Source organism: Cedecea neteri NBRC 105707 = ATCC 33855 (assembly GCF_001571265.1).
GTDB lineage: Bacteria > Pseudomonadota > Gammaproteobacteria > Enterobacterales > Enterobacteriaceae > Cedecea > Cedecea neteri.
On sequence record NZ_BCTL01000036.1, the window covers coordinates 1 to 17872 of the forward strand.

Sequence of the window (17872 nt, forward strand, 5' to 3'; positions counted from 1 at the left end):
CATACAATTTTTTATACTATATCAATTAATCATTTACTTTCTACTATACGATATTTCGCTCAACCGGGTAAAATATTGATAGCGTAGCCCCAAGTGGGGCTTCACTACCCTCAGAACCCACGCATTCCATTGATAAAGGTATCAATCACGCTACAAACCTTATCATAGACACGTTTAAGCACCGTCTTCCTTTCAAGGATCCTTGGTGTCCACGTTAGAACCCTGGCTACCTCGTCCTCGCGTGGGGTCACATCGGTAAACAGGTAGTTATCCAGCAGGGCGGCAACTTTGCTTTCATCCAGATTTTCTTCAGCACATAGCGTTGCAACCGCTTTACGTTTTTCACGTTCAACGTAGGTTTCAAAGATCTGGGCAATATCTTCATCGTGAGATACATGCAATAGGTTTTCTTCGATGAAATTATCAATCAGTTCGCGTTTGCTGCGTAGCGTGACATCACTGTCAACGATATCCATGACCTTCTTCTTCTGCTCCTGCTGCGCTTCGGGTGGCATGGCCTGTATGCCAGCCAGTAGCCTCAGGATATAGCCGACATTAATTTCATCCCGATGAATCAGTGACACTTCAAAATCGACCTCATCCAGAATCGAGACTTTATCTTTGCCAGTGCGTTTTTTCACCTTGTCATAAATATCGAGATATTTACTGGTGTAATCGGCAAGAGTCTGATCCGATAAAGGCTTACTCACTTCATCAAAATCAGCAAAGCTCTCTAGGATATTCTTCAGTCGCATCATGTCACGGAAAGCTGTCACAAAAGCAAGCTGAGCTTTTTCATCAGGGAGGCTGTCCACGCTTTCCACTGTAGGTGTCAGGGTCATCAAGGTATCTACAGCAGCTTGATAGTCGCTCAGATACTCCTCGAAAGGCTTAACCAGCACGACTGAGGATGCGTCTTTGTTCGAGAATAGCGCTATGGCATCATCAGTGGCTTTCTTGAGGTTGCGGAAGCAGACGATGTTACCGTGGCTTTTCTTCTCATTAAGAATACGGTTGGTACGGGAGAATGCCTGTATTAATCCGTGATAACGCAGGTTTTTATCCACGTAAAGCGTATTGAGAGCCGGGCTGTCAAATCCCGTCAGGAACATATTGACCACCAGCAGGATATCGATCCCTTTTTCTTTGGTTCGCTGTGCAATGTTCTTGTAATAATTGTAAAAGCTTTGCGAATCATTAGCTGAATAGTTGGTGCCATACAGCGTATTGTAATCTTTGATGAAGTTGTCCAGATGGTCCCGACTGGATATATCGATTTTCCCGCCTTGAGGCAGGCTGATATCTTCTTCATCCAGTAAGCCGTTAACAGCTTCCTTATCGCTTTTGTCCGCTTCGTTTGCTGCATAAGTAAAGATTGTTGCGATACGCAGCGGCTTGTAATCTGGATTTGCCTGCTGAAGCTCTGTTTGTTTATCTTTAAAGAGTTTGTAGTATTTAATCAGCATGTCCACCGAGCCCACGCAGAACATCGCGGTAAACTCCCGGTTTCGGGTCTTTGCATTGTGGTGAGCCAGGATGTAGTCGGTTATCTTGCCCAGCCGGATATCGCTTTCCATGACCTCTCTGGTGTCGATATCTTCCACATCGATATCAATCTCGTTGCTGGTTTCCTTACGGCGATAAGTTCCTACATACTCTACAGCAAAGCGCAATACGTTCTCATCACGGATGGCATCGACAATGACATACTTGTGGAGGCATTTATCAAACAACATTTCAGTAGTCTGCTTGATGCCATTGGTGATGTTCACGTTATCGGCAAAGATCGGTGTACCTGTGAAACCAAACAGTTGTGCATTTTCAAAGAAATTCACGATAGCCTTGTGAGTATCACCGAACTGACTGCGGTGGCATTCGTCGAAGATAAAGACAATCCGTTCCTTACGTAGGTGCTCCAGCTGTGCCTTATAGCCTTCATGAGTAATGGCATTGTTCAGTTTCTGAATGGTGGTCAGTATCAGTTTACTGTTGTTAGCCTTGAGTTGCTTAATCAGCGTACTGGTATTGTTAGTCGTATCTACGCTGTCTTTAGCGAAACTGTTAAACTCTTTGGCTGTCTGATAATCCAGATCGCGACGATCGACGACGAAAATAACCCGATCAACTTCAGGCATCGACATGATTACCTGGCTCGCCTTAAAGCTGGTCAACGTTTTACCGCTACCTGTAGTATGCCAGATATAGCCATTACGGGGTTTCCGATGTAGGTGAAGACTGTCCTTAACATGGCGGATCATAGCTTCACAGGCATAGTACTGATAGGGACGCATGACCATCAGGCACTTACGGGTTTCATTCAGCACCGTGTAGTGAGTGATCATTTTTGCAATGTGACAAACTTTCAGGAAGGCTTCTGTAAACTTCTCCAGCGACTTAATGGGTTCATTTTTCTCGTCTGTCCAGAAGAAGGTCTGCTCGAAATGGTTAGTGCGGTTATTGGCGTAATATTTAGTATCAACACCATTACTAATAATAAACAGTTGAACATACTGGAACAGACCACTGCCTACCCAGAATGCATCCCGATGGTAACGGTCAATCTGATTAAAGGCTTCCTTCAGGCCCAGTCCACGGCGCTTTAGCTCAATTTGTACTAGTGGCAGGCCATTAATCAGCAGCGTAACGTCAAAGCGTGTTTTGCGCGTGTTTTGCTCTGCGCTGTACTGCTTAACCTGACGGGTGACCTGAAACTCGTTCTGGCACCATTCGTCTTTATTAATAAAACTGAGCCATTTCTCAGTACCGTCATCACGCAGCAACTGGTAGCGATCGCGCAGGATTCTGGCGCGATCGATCACTTCATTACCTTTGGTCAGATGCAGAAAAACATGGTTAAATTCGCTGTCAGTGAGTGGGGCAGCCTCCAGCCGATTGTGTATTTCAATCTGCTTGCGCAGGTTGGCTTTCATACTGGTTTCGTCGGTGACATTGACCAGTTCGTAGTGCATACCCACCAACTGGTTAATCAGCTGTGTTTCTAACTCGTATTCGCTTTGCGTTGCCATCAGTGTATGGTGCCTTTTGTTATTTTTTCTGCTCCAGAGTGCCCCCGCCTGGATGATTTTTATATAAACATTTGCTGGAGCAGGCCCTGTTTCCAAGTTTTTAACTTATCCAGTTCTGTTTTTTTGGTAGTGATTTTGTCGTCAATGGCAGAGAGAAATCTAGCAATTTTAGTTTGTTCTTCATCAGAAGGTTGGGGTACCGGAAGATCGAAGAAATCTGCTCCTGAAATATTCATACGGTCATGTCTGGCACCACTATTCGCTACACTTTTCATGTAATCATGCCAAACTGAACTTTCAAAAAAATATTGATAAAATTTCAACAATCCTTTTTCAAAACGAAAAACGGTATACAAAGGAGACATAACTCCTTGTGTCAATTCATTCATTTTTATAGGACCAACGGGAGCCGTTGAAGATATTCGCGGGTTGTATACGAAATCACCGATTCTAACGACGTAATATCCTGTTAAGTTGCTCTCTGTAACAATCTCTCTTTCAAAATAACTTTGTTGGCTAACAATGCCTTGTGTGGCAGAATTGGTTAAAACTGTACTTACTGAATTATCTCTATTTTTAGTATTTACCTTAGAGGCTATTTTTTTTAGCTCCACCTCTTCCCACTGAGGAAAATTCCCACCATTATCATCCTTAAACCACAGTTCCTGACTAAAAATCTTCTGCATCATGCTTTTTTTGTACTGGCATAGCAGGTCGTACTGCTTGTGCAGTAACGTGATTTTTTCGTCTACAGAGGACAGAAAATCGGCGATTATGGTTTGTTCTTCCTTGCAGGGGAAAGCTAACATGATTTGAAAAACATCTTTTTTAGTGATGTTTTTCATGCTATTACTTGTCCCTGATGCTTGCTCCTTAAGTAAAGACCTACCTTTATCTGAACTCAAAAAGCTAGCTAACCATTTAATATTACAAATATTGTCTTTTACTTTAACTTGCCATAATCGATCTGGAACAAAAGTATTTCTAGGAGCATCTTTAATATAAGCATTAGCTCCAACCAATGCTGGGGTGTTCATTCGACTTATTAAAATACTATTACTCACTAGCATTTCTTTTAATCTAGAAACCTCATCATTTACAACTTTTTTTCTCTCTCTTTCATCAAAATATCCAAATGATACACAGCTTGTTTTAAGAATAGAATATTCATTATCGCCGGGTAATTCGTCTATAGAGTTAACAGACACACCAGCATCCAAAGATACAACTAATTTACTGAGATAAGCCGAAGTCCAAGTATCTTTGAACGATGTAAATCTTAGTTTTGGCACCATCACTTATCCCCCTCAACGATAGTAAACGGCGCATCAATCCCCAGTTCCTTACAGAATCCAGCAATGGTCTTATCAAGCTCAGCTACTCTCCCTTCCAGCTCACGGATCTCTTGCGCCACGGCGTTGAGGTCAATTTCATCTTCCGCTTCAAAGGTATCGACATAGCGAGGGATATTAAGGTTGTAATCGTTATCCCGGACCTCTTTAAGAGTCGCAATATGGCTGTACTTTTCCAGCGCTTTCCAGTCGTTGTAAGTATCTGCAATCTTGTCGATATGTTCCGGTAGCAGGCGATTCTGGGTTTTCACCTTCTCAAAGTCATTGCTTGCGTCAATAAACAAAATACCGTCGTTGTGTTTGCGGCACTTACGCAACACCAGCACACAGGTTGGGATACTGGTGCCATAGAAGATATTCGCAGGTAGCCCGATAACGGCATCAATACAGTTCAGCTGTTCAATCATGAACTTGCGGATGTGTCCTTCTGCCGCACCACGGAATAAGACCCCATGAGGCAGGACAACCGCCATTGTGCCATCATCTTCTAGGTGATAGAACATATGTTGCACAAATGCCATATCCGCTTTGCTGGACGGCGCGAGCTTACCGTATTGCGCAAAGCGGTCATCGTTCATAAACAGCGGGCTGGCACTCCATTTGGCGGAGAATGGCGGGTTGGCGACGATAGCATCAAAATTCAGATGCGTGTGCTGCGGATGCTCCAGTGTATCTTCCTGCATGATTTCAAAGTCAGCATAGTGAACGCCATGCAGAATCATATTCATACGTGCAAGGTTGTAGGTGGTTCGGTTCATTTCCTGACCGTAGATTTTACCTACGGAAGAGGCTTCACGTTTTACACGCAGCAGCAGAGAGCCAGAGCCACAGGTCGGGTCATAGACGTTTTTCAGTTTGAGCTTATGTGTGGTAACAATTTTTGCCAGCAACGTAGAAACTGGCTGCGGTGTATAGAACTCGCCCGCTTTCTTACCTGCACCGGATGCAAACTGACCAATCAGATACTCGTAAGCATCGCCCAGAATGTCAGAACTGGCTTCACTCAGGTTAAAACTCAGTTTGTCGAGTTCGGTAATAACCTTACCAATCAGCTCATTTTTGGCTTTGGCAGTATTACCCAGTTTGCTGGAGCCTAAATCCAGGTCTTCAAACAGGTTGCTAAAGTCATCTGCGGAGTCAGTGCCCAGGGTGCTTTGCTCAATATTGCGCAGAGTGGTAGCAAGATCTTCAAGGATAAAACCTTCTCCAGCACCTTTCTGATCTTTCGCTACACGCTGAGCCATAGTGTGGAACAGGTCAGTTGGGGGCAGAAAGTAACCCAGCGTCTGAATGCTGTCGTCTTTTACCGCATCAATGATGTCCTGATAAGCCGGATGTCCAGCGGTCAGCTCGTTATACTTAATCCCGTCTTCTTTCAGGATTTTGTTGGCATAAGTGACAAACTTCTCGGAAAGATACTTGTAAAAGATGAAACCAAGGCAATAGTCACGAAATTCATCGGCATTCATCTTGCCACGCAGGGTATCTGCAATATTCCAAAGGCGGCTTTGCAGTTCACTTAAATTCTGTGCTTCAATCTGGGGCGACATACTTCTTCCTGTTGTTCTTATCAGTCCCGGTTAAGGGATAATTATTGAATCATATCACTGAGCTGGCTCAGGATCTGTTGTTCGTTAAGGGCGGCCAGGCGTTCCTGGTAATGGCGTTTTTCAAGGGTTGCCAGATAGAGCCCACCGATTGCCTCCTGCTTATGGAGGGGAGGCAGCGTTGCGGTAAACTGACGTACCTCAGTAAGAGACAAACGCAATACAAACGTTGACCCCTGCGTTGCCAGAGCCTGCTGGCGGCGGCTTTCCCTGCTTTCATTGAAGTGCCAGACAAACCACGCAGGAACAACCTTACCGCCGTCAACTTCGACCCTGACATAGTTATTACTGAGCAGACGACCGGCATGCTCAGGGCTGACGATAGCGGCCTTACCATGAATCAGGCTAATGACCACACCTCCCGTCCGGACTGAAAGAACAGCTTGAGTGGGGCGTACAACCTGCTCTTTATCACCGTTGATGGTATTACCCGGTTGCCAGCAGTCACTCATAAACTGCTCGGTGGCGTAAAAACGACATGCTTTAGCCTCATCATTCTGTCTGATGCGACTGACATGGGCACCGGGAGTAAATGAAGCAACGGTGGAATAGGGTACTGGCTCATTTTTCATTGAATAAACTTAAATTACAATGTGTTTAATGAGTGTATCGAACTATACGGTGAGGTCAACTGAATTTAATTTTATTACGTAACACTCTCGTTTTCAGGCCAGATCGGAGGAGTCACGTTGGAGAGTTGCATGTTACTTACTTAGTAACTTTATTGAAAATTTTACGTACTAAATTCCAGTTATTTACTAAATTTGAATGATTAATGCGATTTTTAATTACTTTATTACGTTTTAATGATATTGATTTATCTTAAATGGTTAGAATGCAATGAGGCAGTAAATTTGTATGGAGAGCTATCAGAATAATATGACTTGGGGAGAGCCTCCTCTTCCAAAAGGACCTGAACACTTTGGTGAGCGTCTGAAAACTGTTATCGGGAAACAGTCTGTCGCCTCTTTTTCCAGGGATTGTGGGGTTTCCGAAGCCTCCATGAGGAAATACCTGAAAACTGATACCGTGCCGGGTATCGATAGCGTGGCTATGATTGCCTCCTGTACGGGGCGTTCTCTGACCTGGCTTATTACGGGGGAAGGCGACCCCTTTACGGACAACGCCAGGCAGGAACACTTTTCAGAAGAAGATATCAAAAAATGGTGGGGCCTTATTTTCGACGCTTTGGACGTTGAAAATAAAACCAAAATTATCCATGCTTTTCAGCAAGGTGGACTGAGTTCTGTATTTCACCCTTCTCTCGCTACCAGTAAGGCGGTCAAAATAAAGGGATAGTGAGGGCCTGTAAGCGCATTCCTGGCTGTAGGATGTCCGCGTGAGCAACGACTTCAGGATGGCTTACCGGTCGCTTGGAGGTGGTATCTGAGCTGTCGCTTTATTCCCCGAATTCGATTTACCTTCCGGCTGATTATAATTCCAGCTCCAGTCTCTCCGGCTGATACTGTATATCCCCGTTTTGCAGGTCTTACAATGTTTCTCCCCCCGATAGTGAGTATTGCACCAGACACAGAACCAGTGCGTAACCGGGTTGATGGTATCCATACTGTCAACCAGTGCGCGTAATCGTAGAAGAAAAGCCTGTCTCCTGATTTCTGCCCGAATGTAACCGCATTTTGACACATCGGCTTTAGTGATTTCAGTGGGCTGAAGATGTTCAAACCAGGCATCTTCACCGATGATGTTGTCCTGCAGCCTTACCGGACAATGGCAATCAGGGCAACGCCACAGGTTGTCAGTCCCGGGATTAACCTCTTTTGCAGGAACGTAATGATTGTCAGCGTCGAGTGCCAGATACTGCTTTACCCGCAATATGTTTATCTTGGGCATGGCTATGATTCCTCTTAGTTTCATACAGATGAGACAGATAAGGCTAGTACGGTGCCCCCACCAGACATGATGTTTATGATTCAACAATGGTGGTCGCAGGGGATGTGTAAATGCTCATTGTATTTCTGTCGGTATTTTCGATATGCGTAGAATGCGCTAGATGCATTTCTGACCGATTTACTTTTTAAGATTGATAACTTTCTGGTTTTAAAGCGTAAAGCTTCAATGAAGGCTTTGGGGCGGTTTGAGTCAGTAGCTGGAGTCAACTTATCAGGTTCATTCTCAGTTGTGTTACTACCGTGACTGATTGATGCGGTTTTGAAGCCAGGCTTCTACTTCACTTTGCATCCAGCGGGAGCTGCGACCCAGTTTAATTGGCTTCGGAAATTCACCGTCTTTAATCAGCTTGTAGAACCATTTATCGGTTAAGCCCGTGAAGCTGGTGATGAATGCCATATCGACCATTTTGTCGTTAAGCAGGCTGGTATTGTTGTTCTGGGTGGTCATGATGACTGTTTCCATATGCATGTTGAGAGATATGGAGAAGCGCCTGTACTGGTGATGGTTAACCATTGACGCATTCTCCTTCTCAACATCCAGACGGCAGTAATAAAATAATCTGTTCCCGCTACCGAACTGAGCAGCCAAAGTTACGCTGACCATCTGAATTGTCTTTGCTGTACTCTTTAGCCATATACATCGCTCTTGAGGTCAAATCTTCGTAAGTGTCCTCGAAGTAACGGTTATTACGGTTTAACTGGTAAAACCCGCTTGGTGGGATGTGAATCAGTCCCACATACTTGCTTTCCGCGTATTCTCGTTTGATTGCCCGTATCCATGCCCGAACAACCATATTAAAAACACTCTGGTTGAAGGTATTACTAGGGTCTTGTTTAATCTTCCCCGGCCACGCATAGGCGTCTTTGTTTAGCAAAAGCAATACATGGTAATGTTTCTTGCTCCCTTCCTTATTAAATTCCCGTACCCATACAAATCTCATGTTGCATGTCAGCGTTTTCTTCCCCGCTTTCCTCTTACGTTTAATGTCCGCTTTGATCTGTGCTTTTACCGAGTTGATGAAGCGAGTGATGACCTCAGGGCCTGTATAACACTGTGTAGGGCAATCTGGACGCTCTTCTTCGTCAGGGAAGCGCAGATCGAATCTGATTGCCAATAGACGGGGATACTGTTTTAACGCTCTGTCGATTGTTTTGGTTATACCGTGCACATAGGCTTGATTAAGTTCCCCATACCAATTCTGGTTCTTGATGCTCATTACGTGGTGTCCTTAGCTGATTGAACTCAGCTCATCGGATACCTAGTAATGATTTAAGGAATGCTGAAATCTACTAATCTCTTCTCCTTGCGATATGCCACTACTCCACTTCCTATAGATTTCCCCTACCGGGATGGTTACGGGTACTCATATCCCCTTATGTAGATCTACTTCCGTATGTCTTTGTTGCTTATTGATATCTACGTCTACTACATCTACGCCCATTATTAACAATACGAAGGAACAGAGGGGAAAAGGAAGGTGATCTCAATAGAAGAAAGAAAGCTCAAAAACGAAGGAAAACAGCTACCAAAACCGACTGAAATCGCTCTCTAGTTACTCTGAGAAAATCTGGTCATTTACGAACATCTGGGGATGGTACTCAAAACTGATTATCTGCAAACCGCGTGCTCTGTAGTATTTTTTTACCCTAATGTACAGACGCATTAGGCGCATTCGGAAGCTGCAATTACAGGATTCTTTTGACATGTATTTGTAACTAAGTTATTTATTATCAGCAATAACATAAAAACAGCATCACCATAAAAATAGTATATACTAGGATCTGAACTAACTTGACAGGTGGTTTTATGATTAACAAAAGACTTTCAGTTCACTTTTCATCATTAGCAATGAAACAAAAAATAATAGAACTTGCAGAAATAAATAACTTGTCAGCATCAAAGCTAGTCGAAGATCTAATTTCATTTAGGTTGTATGACTCAGATTATTCCAAGGAGCTTCTTAAGAAGTTAGAGGGAGGTAATTATGTTAAAAATAGAAATATGCTTCCTAGCGATGGGTTTGAGTCCGCTATAAAAAGAAGCAAATTTAGATTTAATGTGTCTACAGCGGAAGTTACAGATATTTTAAGGGGATCTTTTGTCACAGAGGTTCGTAGTGGCGATATTGATGATTTTGAGAACGATAAAATTAAATATGATAAGCTAACCAAAACAATTTTTAAATGTGTTCGTGAATATATAGAAACGCAAAGCACTATAAATTGGATTGATAATGGGTATTCATCATTTAATTCAAATCTCACCCTTGTATTTATTAATGATGTTAATGTTAGTTTTGTATACTACCCACAAAGTGATTATCTACATATAGATTTTATTAGCAAATATGTCCACACTATTCCTTTCGTTTTTGATGAAAAAAATAATAATGAGTTTGTGCGCTATCTTGACTTTGACTATATCCGATTTAAAACATTTAAAAGCTATGCTGAAGATGGCTGGGATAGAAGGAAGCACTCACATCTTATTTATATTGATCGTGCTTCCAATTCAAAATCTGGTGGTTTTTTTATTGGGGTTAAGTATGAAGATAATGGCCTTTTTAAAAGTGATGAGGAAAAAAGTCGCGCGGAACTATTTGATACTGAAACGAAGATATTTTTCGCACACAGAGCTTTTAAACTAAAAAAATATCAAATAAAGGACGATAAAGACCCTTATATCCCTAACCTTTTGGATGGCTTTCAATATGGCATTGAAAAAGCAAAAAAACGATACAATCATGAATGATTCGTTTTAGTAGAGAGTTAAGAAATTAAAGAGTGTATTAATCACATGCATAAAAAATGAGACATATATAATCAATGTGAGTTAAGCAGTTTTTTATTTATCAAATAAAATCATGATAGTTACTGAAGGCCATACCCTCGCGGGTATGGCCTTTTCTGTTAATGGTGCGAAGAAGGAGTTTTCTTATGAAATTAATTAGCCGTTTTGGTCGAGTGAATCAGATTCGCCGCGACCGTCCTTTAACTCGCGAGGAGCTCATTAGTCACGTTCCCAGCGTGTTTAGCGGAGAAAAGCATGAATCCCGCAGCGAGCGGTACACGTACATCCCGACAATTACCCTTCTTGATAACCTGCAACGTGAAGGTTTTCAGTCGTTCTTTGCGTGTCAGACTCGCGTTCGTGACCTGAGTAAGCGCGAGCATACCAAACATATGCTGCGGTTACGCCGGGAAGGCCAGATTACGGGTAAGCAAGTGCCGGAGATCATTCTTCTTAACAGCCATGACGGTTCGAGCAGCTATCAAATGTTACCTGGGATTTTCAGGGCTGTATGTCAGAACGGGTTAATTTGCGGTGAGTCCTTTGGTGAAGTGCGTGTCCCCCATAAAGGAGATGTTGTTGAGAAAGTCATTGAAGGTGCCTATGAGGTTTTGGGGATCTTTGGTCGCGTAGATGAACGACGTGAGGAAATGCAGGCATTAATGCTTCCAGCACCTGCACAACAGGCTATGGCTAAAGCGGCGCTGACCTACCGATTTGGAGAAGAGTACCAGCCAGTAACTGAATCGCAAATTCTTGCACCTCGTCGCTGGCAGGACGAGAGCGATGACCTGTGGACCACCTACCAGCGCATTCAGGAAAACCTGCTGAAAGGCGGGCTAAGCGGGCGTACCGCGCAGGGTAAACGCACCCACACCCGCGCAATAAACGGGATTGATGGCGACGTTAAGTTAAACCGTGCGCTCTGGGTGATGGCAGAGAACATGATGAACCTGTTGGGCAGGTAATAACCCGCGCCCAGCCACCGAAATCAATCCCCGGTCCGACACTTCCATTCAACATATTCATGCATAAGGAAAAATTAACATGACCGACATAATTAATATCAACGATAACAATCAGCTACCTCTGCAGGCTATAGATGAAGGTTCTGCACCGGCACTGACAGCCACGCCCGTACCGGACGAACAGCGTGTGGAATTCTGGCCGCAGCACTTTGGCAGCATACCGCAGTGGATAACCCTTGAACCGCAGGTCTTTGCATGGATGGACCGGTTCTGCGCTGACTACAGCGGCGGTATCTGGAATTTTTATACTCTCAGCAACGGTGGGGTCTTCATGGCTCCGGAAACAGACAGTGATGAATTCTGGTCGCTGTTCAACGCCATGAATGGCAACGCCGCAGACACGAGCGCCGAAGCCGCCGGGATTGCAGTCTGTCTTGTCGCTTACAGTCATCATGCATGCCGCACAGAATGCGACGCCATGACGGAACATTACTGGCGTCTCCGTGACTATGCGCTCAATCACGCAGAATGTAGCACCATCATGCGCATTATCGACTGAGTGTCCCGCCATGCAGCATGAACTGTCTCACCTTAATGCCCTGTGGGATGCACTGGGGAAAACAACTGTCAGGGATGAGGACGGTGATGTTGTGACCGACGAACCCTTCCTGCATTTCCCGACGGGTACCCCTCTCTTCCATATCTGGTCATGGTTTGAATCCCTGCACGACGAGTTCGCCGTTGCCGCGAAACTGTACAACACATACGTCCCGGACGCATTAACAGACAGGAAAAGCAAATGAACATTACCACTTGTGCCCCCGACAGCAGGGGGATATCTCCCGCCGCACAGCGTACCATCAGACGCGCACTGACCCTGCTGGAACGTCAGTTACGCGAGCCAGGCGCGGCATTTACCTCCAGCCATGCAGTCCGCGACTGGCTTCGTCTGCAGCTCGCCACACAGGACCGCGAAGCCTTCACCGTCCTGTGGCTGGATAATCAGCATCGCCTGATAGCCCACGACACGCTGTTCCTCGGTACGATCAACTCTATCACTGTACATCCACGTGAGGTCGTTAAATCCGGTCTGAAAAATAATGCCGCTGCTGTCGTTCTTGCGCATAACCACCCGTCGGGTGAGGCTGAACCGAGTAAAGCCGACAGGCTGATTACAGAACGTTTGAAAAAGGCGCTGGAACTGGTTGATATTCGCCTGCTGGATCACCTGGTAGTTGGTGGCATGGATATCGTTTCGTTTGCTGAACGCGGCTGGTTATAGGGAATAAATAGCGATGAAAATTATCAGCAAACGTCAGGCGATGACGATATACCGTCAGCACCCGCAGTCCCGGCTCTTTCGTTTCTGCACCGGGAAATACACGTGGTCCGGCAGTATCTGCCACTATGCCGGTCGGGAGGTGCAGGATATCAGCGGTGTGCTGGCCGTATTCGCAGAACGCCGTCAGGACCGCAACGGTCCTTATGTCGTATTGCGCAGCGTAACCCTGAATTAACGCACAGTTAAGGATTACTTAAATGCAGAACACAATAAATGTAGCAAACCATGATATTGCTGAACCCTGGTGGGGACTTAAACCCACCGTCACGCCATGCTTTGGCGCACGGCTCGTACAGGAAGTAAACCGCCTGCATTACCTGGCTGACCGCGCCAGCATCTCCGGGACATTCAGCGATGAGGATTTACGCCATCTTGACCAGGCATTTCCGGTGCTGCTCAAACAGCTGGAACTGATGCTCACCTGCGGCGAGCTTAATCCACGGTACCAGCACTGCGTTTCGCTGTATGCAAAAGGACTGACCTGCGAAGCGGATACGCTTGGTAGCTGTGGCTACGTTTATCTCGCTATCTATCCCACCCAACGCTAAGTCAATTTCCCAACGAGAAACCTTATGAAAACTCTTCCTGCAAATCAGCGGGGGGCGAAGCCATGCCCGCCGCCAGCGCTTGTCTGGCAAACGTTACTTACATGCCTGCTGGAACAACACTATGGTCTGACGCTGAACGACACGCCGTTCAGTGATGACAGCGTTATTCAGGAGCATATCGAGGCGGGTATCTCACTGTCCGATGCCCTGAATTTTATTGTTGAAAAGTATGAACTGGTCCGCACTGACCGGCCAGGCTTCAGCATCCTGACGCAGTCTCCGTTTATTACGGCCATTGATATTCTCCGGGCCAGAAAGGCTACAGGGCTGATGAACCGTGGCACGTATAAAGACGTGACGGCTATTACCGAAGGACAACATCCGCAGGCCAGCACTTCAGGCAAGCGATGATTCGGATAAAAAGAACCGCATCCCGCAAGTACATAAACACCAGCCCTGAACGGCTGGTGTTTTTCTGACTATAAAGGAGAGAACTAATGGTCGTGCAAAATGTTAATGAACCCGAAGTGTTAACCGGGCACACCGATGTGATTTGCTCCACCAGCATTGAACGTATTGTTACAGGCCGTAATGCTGCGCTGACACGGATTGAAAGCCTTATCAGTGAACTTGATGATATCTCCATTCTGACCCACGATATCGGCGGTGGTACAGGACAAGAGTGGGGAATGCGGGAGGGCCATCGCTACGATTGCTGGTTCACGGAAAAACCCGTTAAAGCGATGAAAGCGATGACCCGCAATATTGATCGCCGTATCTGGCGCGATCTGATGAATAAATCAGGCATGCTGAGCCTGATGGATGCTCAGGCGCGTGACGAGTGGCACAAAAGCCTGGAGAAAGACGATATTCCCGCGATCTCTGAAGACAATATCCTTAGTACCTTTGAGCAACTGCATCAGAGCAAAGGTGAGGTATTTGAGCGTGGCGTAATCAATGTCTTCAAGGGGTTAAGTTGGGACTATAGAACCAATAACCCCTGTTATTTTGGCAAGAATATTATCGTTAACAATCTGGTGAAATACGACAAATGGGGTTACAGCCTGAGCTGGGGCTGGCGGCGTGACCAGTTAGCCGACCTGGAGCGCATGTTGTTTCTGCTGGATGGTAAAACCATTCCCGATAATCGGCATGATGTGACTATACGGCTGATGGACTTCATACGCGATAATCCACGACAGCAGGTATTCGAAGATGATCTCTTCACTATTCGCCTTTTCCAAAAGGGCAGTGGTCATATCACGTTTAAGCGTATGGATCTGGTAGAGAAGATGAACGATATCATCGCGAAGCACTATCCGGGGATGCTGGCTGCTAAGTGAGTGTAAAAGATCTTCTCTTTTGGGTGATGGCCTTTTAAATCTTCCATACTTATGACAAATTTTTATTTGAATACACATAAATGTGTATTTACGCGTTTTTGTGTTTTATTGTTAGCCATCAACCTCATGAGAAGAGCGATGCCATGATACAGAACAACATCAAACAGCTTCGTACTCAACTGTCGATTACGCAGCGCGAGCTGGCGTATATGGTCGGCACCAGCCAACAGCAAATCCAACGCATCGAAACCGGAAAGGTCGCAGCAAAGCTGGGCATTGCACAGGCAATATGCAGTGCTCTGGATAAGCCTTTAAACATCGTATTCCCGGAAAGCGATCAGTTGATTAACGACTTTCACAAGAAGCGCCGTAAAACCGATGATGATCTTGAGGAGATAGCTACAAGCGGTATTGAAATGGATAGCGGTCTCTGGACCGTAAAACTCTGGCTGCAGGGGCAGCAGGATTATTTATTGTTGCCCATTTCTGCTGCGGATAAGCGGAGGTTTTATTATTATTTTCAGGAAACAGTTAGCCCGAATGTAGAGCGATTTTTTGTCTTTGACTCGGACCAGTATCGCTATGCGTTAAATATGCGTGAAGTGGTATTTCACCAGTTCTTGTCTGATGGTCTACCGCCAATCGTTGCTGAAGAAGATGATGATTACGAAGATGATTATTTTAATGTCCATATCACCTTAGTGAACGGTGGCCCAGTGATTCCTCTGAGCGTTGAGCCTGATGCACCGCAAAACGAGGAGACGGATGATATCGGTCAGTTGAATGCGTTCTTTGAAAAGCTGGACTGCGAGCCTGAAACCACAGATCGTTATATGTTAACCGATGAAGACGGTGAAGATGCTTTTATCCGTATTGGTTCTATTGCCATGGTGCGAGTCGTACTTGACGCGCTGGAGCCTGTGGAAGAAGATGAAGAGTAGTTTTTAGCTAGCCGTATTCACAGGGAATCGCGTTGAGTATACATGTGAGTATATATCGTGGTTTATCGTTTTTATAAACCTATTTGTTTCAATTGGTTATGACTTAAAGCGCGGTGCGGCCTTCGACCCTACCAAAAAGAGCAGGCTGCATATAAGCGGCCTGCTCCAAAGTAATTAACTACGAACTGGTCATGTGGGTGAACGCACTAACTCCCGATTACGTCTCATAGACCGCTCCCGATCAACAATCTCCCCATCCTTCCCCACATATCGCTCAGGCCATATCTCACTCGGATGAACCTCAAGCGCTCTGGCTATCAAAAACTCACCTTTTGGCCACGGACGCGTTAACGCATTCGCTAGCGTTGAAGAAGCCAGGCCACATTCTCGTGAAAGTGCCGCCAACGATGTTCCTTTCTTGCGTAAACCGGCGATGATATCCGCTGAATGCCAACCTTTAGTCATGATTCCCTCCTGACTGTTACCTGTAAGTGGATGTGCTACAAATCAATGCTACGTTATTCGTAGTATCGTGTCTAAACAAAAACTACGAATATCGTAGTTATGCGAACCACTCCAAATTACCGTGAAATATTCTGCAAAAGGCTCAGGGCATCACGCCTTGCTAGTGGCCTGTCTCAGAAAAAGCTCGGTATGTTGGCGGGTATAGATGAGTTTGCAGCAAGTGCACGTATCAATCGGTATGAGCGTGGAATCCATGAAGTTGATGTTCAGACTGCCCAACATCTGGCTACTGTATTGAATGTGCCATTGGCCTACTTTTATGCCGATGACGATCAGCTTGCAGAGTTGATCCTTGCCTTTGGTCGATCCATATCTCAAAAATGAAAAGAGTTTATTTTGACCTTAGGTTGTAGGACTGCGCGCAGACTCAAATTTGTAACGAACTACGTTACTCGTAGTAGTAGTTGAGTCTTAAAGCTACGACTATCGTAGCCATGAATACTTCAATTAATTATCTCGACGTTTTCTGCCAGCGACTGAAAGCTGCGCGCTTGGCTAAAGGCCTATCACAAAAGAGCCTCGGCATTCTTGCCGGGATCGATGAGTTTGTCGCGAGCACTCGTATTAACCGTTATGAAAAGGGCGTTCACCAGGCCAGCATTGATGTTGCTCAACAGCTTGCTAATGCTCTGGAAGTGCCGTTGGCATACTTCTATATGGCTGATGATGAACTGGCGGAATTGACGCTTAATTGGTCCAAACTTTCTGATGAAGAAAAAGACAAGATCTTTGCCTTCATAAAAAACAAATCATCCTGATTTCTGAATAATAGAGCCAACTTATTGGTTCTATTATCATCCTTAATACTTATCTTTATTGTTTGCTGTTAACTATTGCGGTTATCGATGAGTGATGTTCATATTAAAACTAATTTATATGCTATCCGTGCTTTTTAAGAGATTAATATTCGTGACCATTATCTAACTTTTAACTATTTAAGAACAATCTCCCAACTGGACATTATCTTTAATTATCACAGGGTAGTACACTGGATAATAACTCATAACACGAAAAGGAATTTTGAATGGTAGTTGGTGAGAGGACAAAGCCTACATCGGGCACGCCTATAACTCCCGGGGGAGTCAGGCAGTTAACATTAGGTGAGATTGCATTAGCTAAGACTCTTTATGGTAACAGTATAAATTACAGCAGGATTTGGGTTCATAGGAAAAGTTACCTTCCCTTTAATCTACGGCCAGTTGGTGTTGCTATGAGCCCAAATGGAGAGATGTGGTGCAGGGAAGGTACATATTCACCTGATTTCTCATTAGAGACAGAGATACAAAAAAAGCACCTGTTTATGCATGAGATGATGCATGTATGGCAATCCCAAAAAGAGATGTTTGTAAGAACAAGAGGAATGTTCTCCCGGTTCGCCGATTATAGCTATAGTCTGGATAAAGCTGATTTGCTTCGTTACGGATTAGAACAGTAAGCATCAATAGTCAGTGATTATTGGCTTTTGTTGAATTATGGCTTACAGGGTCATAGCGACTTGCATGAATATCGTAATTACAAT

At 44.8% G+C, this 17872-nt stretch carries 22 protein-coding genes; 14 read left to right on the plus strand and 8 right to left on the minus strand.

All coding sequences use genetic code 11. From position 1 onward, the window contains the following. Positions 1 to 110: 110 nt before the first annotated feature. The 4 genes from CNE01S_RS15420 to CNE01S_RS15435 are packed head-to-tail and all read right to left on the minus strand — an operon-like array spanning position 111 to position 6437. Entirely contained in the window at positions 111 to 3026 is a 2916-nt protein-coding gene (locus tag CNE01S_RS15420; protein ID WP_061277204.1) for a type I restriction endonuclease subunit R, read from the minus strand. A gap of 59 nt (positions 3027 to 3085) precedes the next feature. After that, positions 3086 to 4321, minus strand: a complete 1236-nt coding sequence (locus CNE01S_RS24525) for a restriction endonuclease subunit S (RefSeq protein ID WP_072279156.1) — start codon at positions 4319 to 4321, stop codon at positions 3086 to 3088. After that, positions 4321 to 5928 carry a type I restriction-modification system subunit M gene (locus CNE01S_RS15430; protein ID WP_061277206.1) on the minus strand — a complete coding sequence of 536 codons (1608 nt, stop codon included), beginning with the start codon at positions 5926 to 5928 and terminating at the stop codon, positions 4321 to 4323. Before CNE01S_RS15430 ends, CNE01S_RS24525 begins: the two co-directional genes overlap by 1 nt. Positions 5929 to 5969: 41 nt before the next feature. Continuing rightward, entirely contained in the window at positions 5970 to 6437 is a 468-nt protein-coding gene (locus CNE01S_RS15435) for a restriction endonuclease subunit S domain-containing protein (RefSeq protein ID WP_245874355.1), read from the minus strand. Positions 6438 to 6843: 406 nt separating this feature from the next. On the opposite strand from CNE01S_RS15435, the gene CNE01S_RS15440 reads away from it, so the two are divergent. Continuing rightward, the gene (locus CNE01S_RS15440; RefSeq protein WP_061277208.1) at positions 6844 to 7284 is read left to right on the plus strand and encodes a helix-turn-helix domain-containing protein; all 441 of its coding nucleotides are present in this window, start codon (positions 6844 to 6846) and stop codon (positions 7282 to 7284) included. A gap of 63 nt (positions 7285 to 7347) precedes the next feature. Here CNE01S_RS15440 and CNE01S_RS15445 read toward each other — a convergent pair whose 3' ends face one another. The 3 genes from CNE01S_RS15445 to CNE01S_RS15455 form a co-directional block, all read right to left on the minus strand. Then, positions 7348 to 7836, minus strand: coding sequence for a putative zinc ribbon protein (locus tag CNE01S_RS15445; protein ID WP_061277209.1), 489 nt, complete (start codon positions 7834 to 7836; stop codon positions 7348 to 7350). A gap of 294 nt (positions 7837 to 8130) precedes the next feature. After that, entirely contained in the window at positions 8131 to 8343 is a 213-nt protein-coding gene (locus CNE01S_RS15450; RefSeq protein WP_061277274.1) for a helix-turn-helix transcriptional regulator, read from the minus strand. Between the two features lie 121 nt (positions 8344 to 8464). Next, positions 8465 to 9112 (minus strand): inovirus Gp2 family protein, encoded by a 648-nt coding sequence (locus CNE01S_RS15455; protein WP_061277210.1) that lies wholly within the window; start codon positions 9110 to 9112, stop codon positions 8465 to 8467. A gap of 590 nt (positions 9113 to 9702) precedes the next feature. Here CNE01S_RS15455 and CNE01S_RS15460 point away from each other — a divergent pair. From CNE01S_RS15460 to CNE01S_RS15505, 10 genes are all read left to right on the plus strand, one after another. After that, a complete protein-coding gene (locus CNE01S_RS15460) occupies positions 9703 to 10647 on the plus strand; it encodes a hypothetical protein (RefSeq protein WP_061277211.1) in 945 nt (314 codons plus the stop codon). A gap of 185 nt (positions 10648 to 10832) precedes the next feature. Next, positions 10833 to 11654: a DUF932 domain-containing protein gene (locus CNE01S_RS15465; protein ID WP_061277212.1), complete on the plus strand. Its 822-nt coding sequence runs from the start codon at positions 10833 to 10835 to the stop codon at positions 11652 to 11654. A 79-nt stretch (positions 11655 to 11733) separates the two neighbouring features. After that, positions 11734 to 12213 (plus strand): antirestriction protein, encoded by a 480-nt coding sequence (locus tag CNE01S_RS15470; RefSeq protein WP_082763237.1) that lies wholly within the window; start codon positions 11734 to 11736, stop codon positions 12211 to 12213. A gap of 10 nt (positions 12214 to 12223) precedes the next feature. Then, a complete protein-coding gene (locus CNE01S_RS15475) occupies positions 12224 to 12457 on the plus strand; it encodes a hypothetical protein (protein ID WP_061277213.1) in 234 nt (77 codons plus the stop codon). Continuing rightward, positions 12454 to 12936, plus strand: a complete 483-nt coding sequence (radC, locus tag CNE01S_RS15480) for a RadC family protein (protein WP_061277214.1) — start codon at positions 12454 to 12456, stop codon at positions 12934 to 12936. Before CNE01S_RS15475 ends, radC begins: the two co-directional genes overlap by 4 nt. A gap of 13 nt (positions 12937 to 12949) precedes the next feature. Then, on the plus strand, positions 12950 to 13171 hold the full coding sequence (locus CNE01S_RS15485) for a DUF987 domain-containing protein (protein ID WP_061277215.1): 222 nt from the start codon (positions 12950 to 12952) through the stop codon (positions 13169 to 13171). A 22-nt stretch (positions 13172 to 13193) separates the two neighbouring features. After that, positions 13194 to 13544, plus strand: a complete 351-nt coding sequence (locus CNE01S_RS15490; protein WP_061277216.1) for a type IV toxin-antitoxin system YeeU family antitoxin — start codon at positions 13194 to 13196, stop codon at positions 13542 to 13544. Positions 13545 to 13568: 24 nt separating this feature from the next. Further along, on the plus strand, positions 13569 to 13955 hold the full coding sequence (locus CNE01S_RS15495) for a TA system toxin CbtA family protein (protein ID WP_061277217.1): 387 nt from the start codon (positions 13569 to 13571) through the stop codon (positions 13953 to 13955). A gap of 86 nt (positions 13956 to 14041) precedes the next feature. After that, complete coding sequence (locus tag CNE01S_RS15500) at positions 14042 to 14887, plus strand: DUF4942 domain-containing protein (RefSeq protein ID WP_061277218.1); 846 nt, start codon at positions 14042 to 14044, stop codon at positions 14885 to 14887. A gap of 143 nt (positions 14888 to 15030) precedes the next feature. After that, entirely contained in the window at positions 15031 to 15828 is a 798-nt protein-coding gene (locus tag CNE01S_RS15505; RefSeq protein ID WP_061277219.1) for a helix-turn-helix transcriptional regulator, read from the plus strand. A gap of 189 nt (positions 15829 to 16017) precedes the next feature. Here the strand turns inward: CNE01S_RS15505 and CNE01S_RS24530 are convergent, their stop codons facing one another. Further along, positions 16018 to 16293 carry a helix-turn-helix domain-containing protein gene (locus CNE01S_RS24530; RefSeq protein WP_072279157.1) on the minus strand — a complete coding sequence of 92 codons (276 nt, stop codon included), beginning with the start codon at positions 16291 to 16293 and terminating at the stop codon, positions 16018 to 16020. A 99-nt stretch (positions 16294 to 16392) separates the two neighbouring features. Here CNE01S_RS24530 and CNE01S_RS15510 point away from each other — a divergent pair, with 99 nt between their 5' ends. The 3 genes from CNE01S_RS15510 to CNE01S_RS15520 all read left to right on the plus strand — a co-directional run bounded on the left by CNE01S_RS15510 (position 16393) and on the right by CNE01S_RS15520 (position 17788). After that, the gene (locus tag CNE01S_RS15510; protein WP_061277220.1) at positions 16393 to 16677 is read left to right on the plus strand and encodes a helix-turn-helix domain-containing protein; all 285 of its coding nucleotides are present in this window, start codon (positions 16393 to 16395) and stop codon (positions 16675 to 16677) included. 110 nt (positions 16678 to 16787) lie between these two features. Next, a complete protein-coding gene (locus tag CNE01S_RS15515) occupies positions 16788 to 17111 on the plus strand; it encodes a helix-turn-helix domain-containing protein (protein WP_061277221.1) in 324 nt (107 codons plus the stop codon). A gap of 266 nt (positions 17112 to 17377) precedes the next feature. Further along, positions 17378 to 17788, plus strand: a complete 411-nt coding sequence (locus tag CNE01S_RS15520; protein WP_245874357.1) for a type IV secretion protein Rhs — start codon at positions 17378 to 17380, stop codon at positions 17786 to 17788. Positions 17789 to 17872 lie beyond the last annotated feature (84 nt).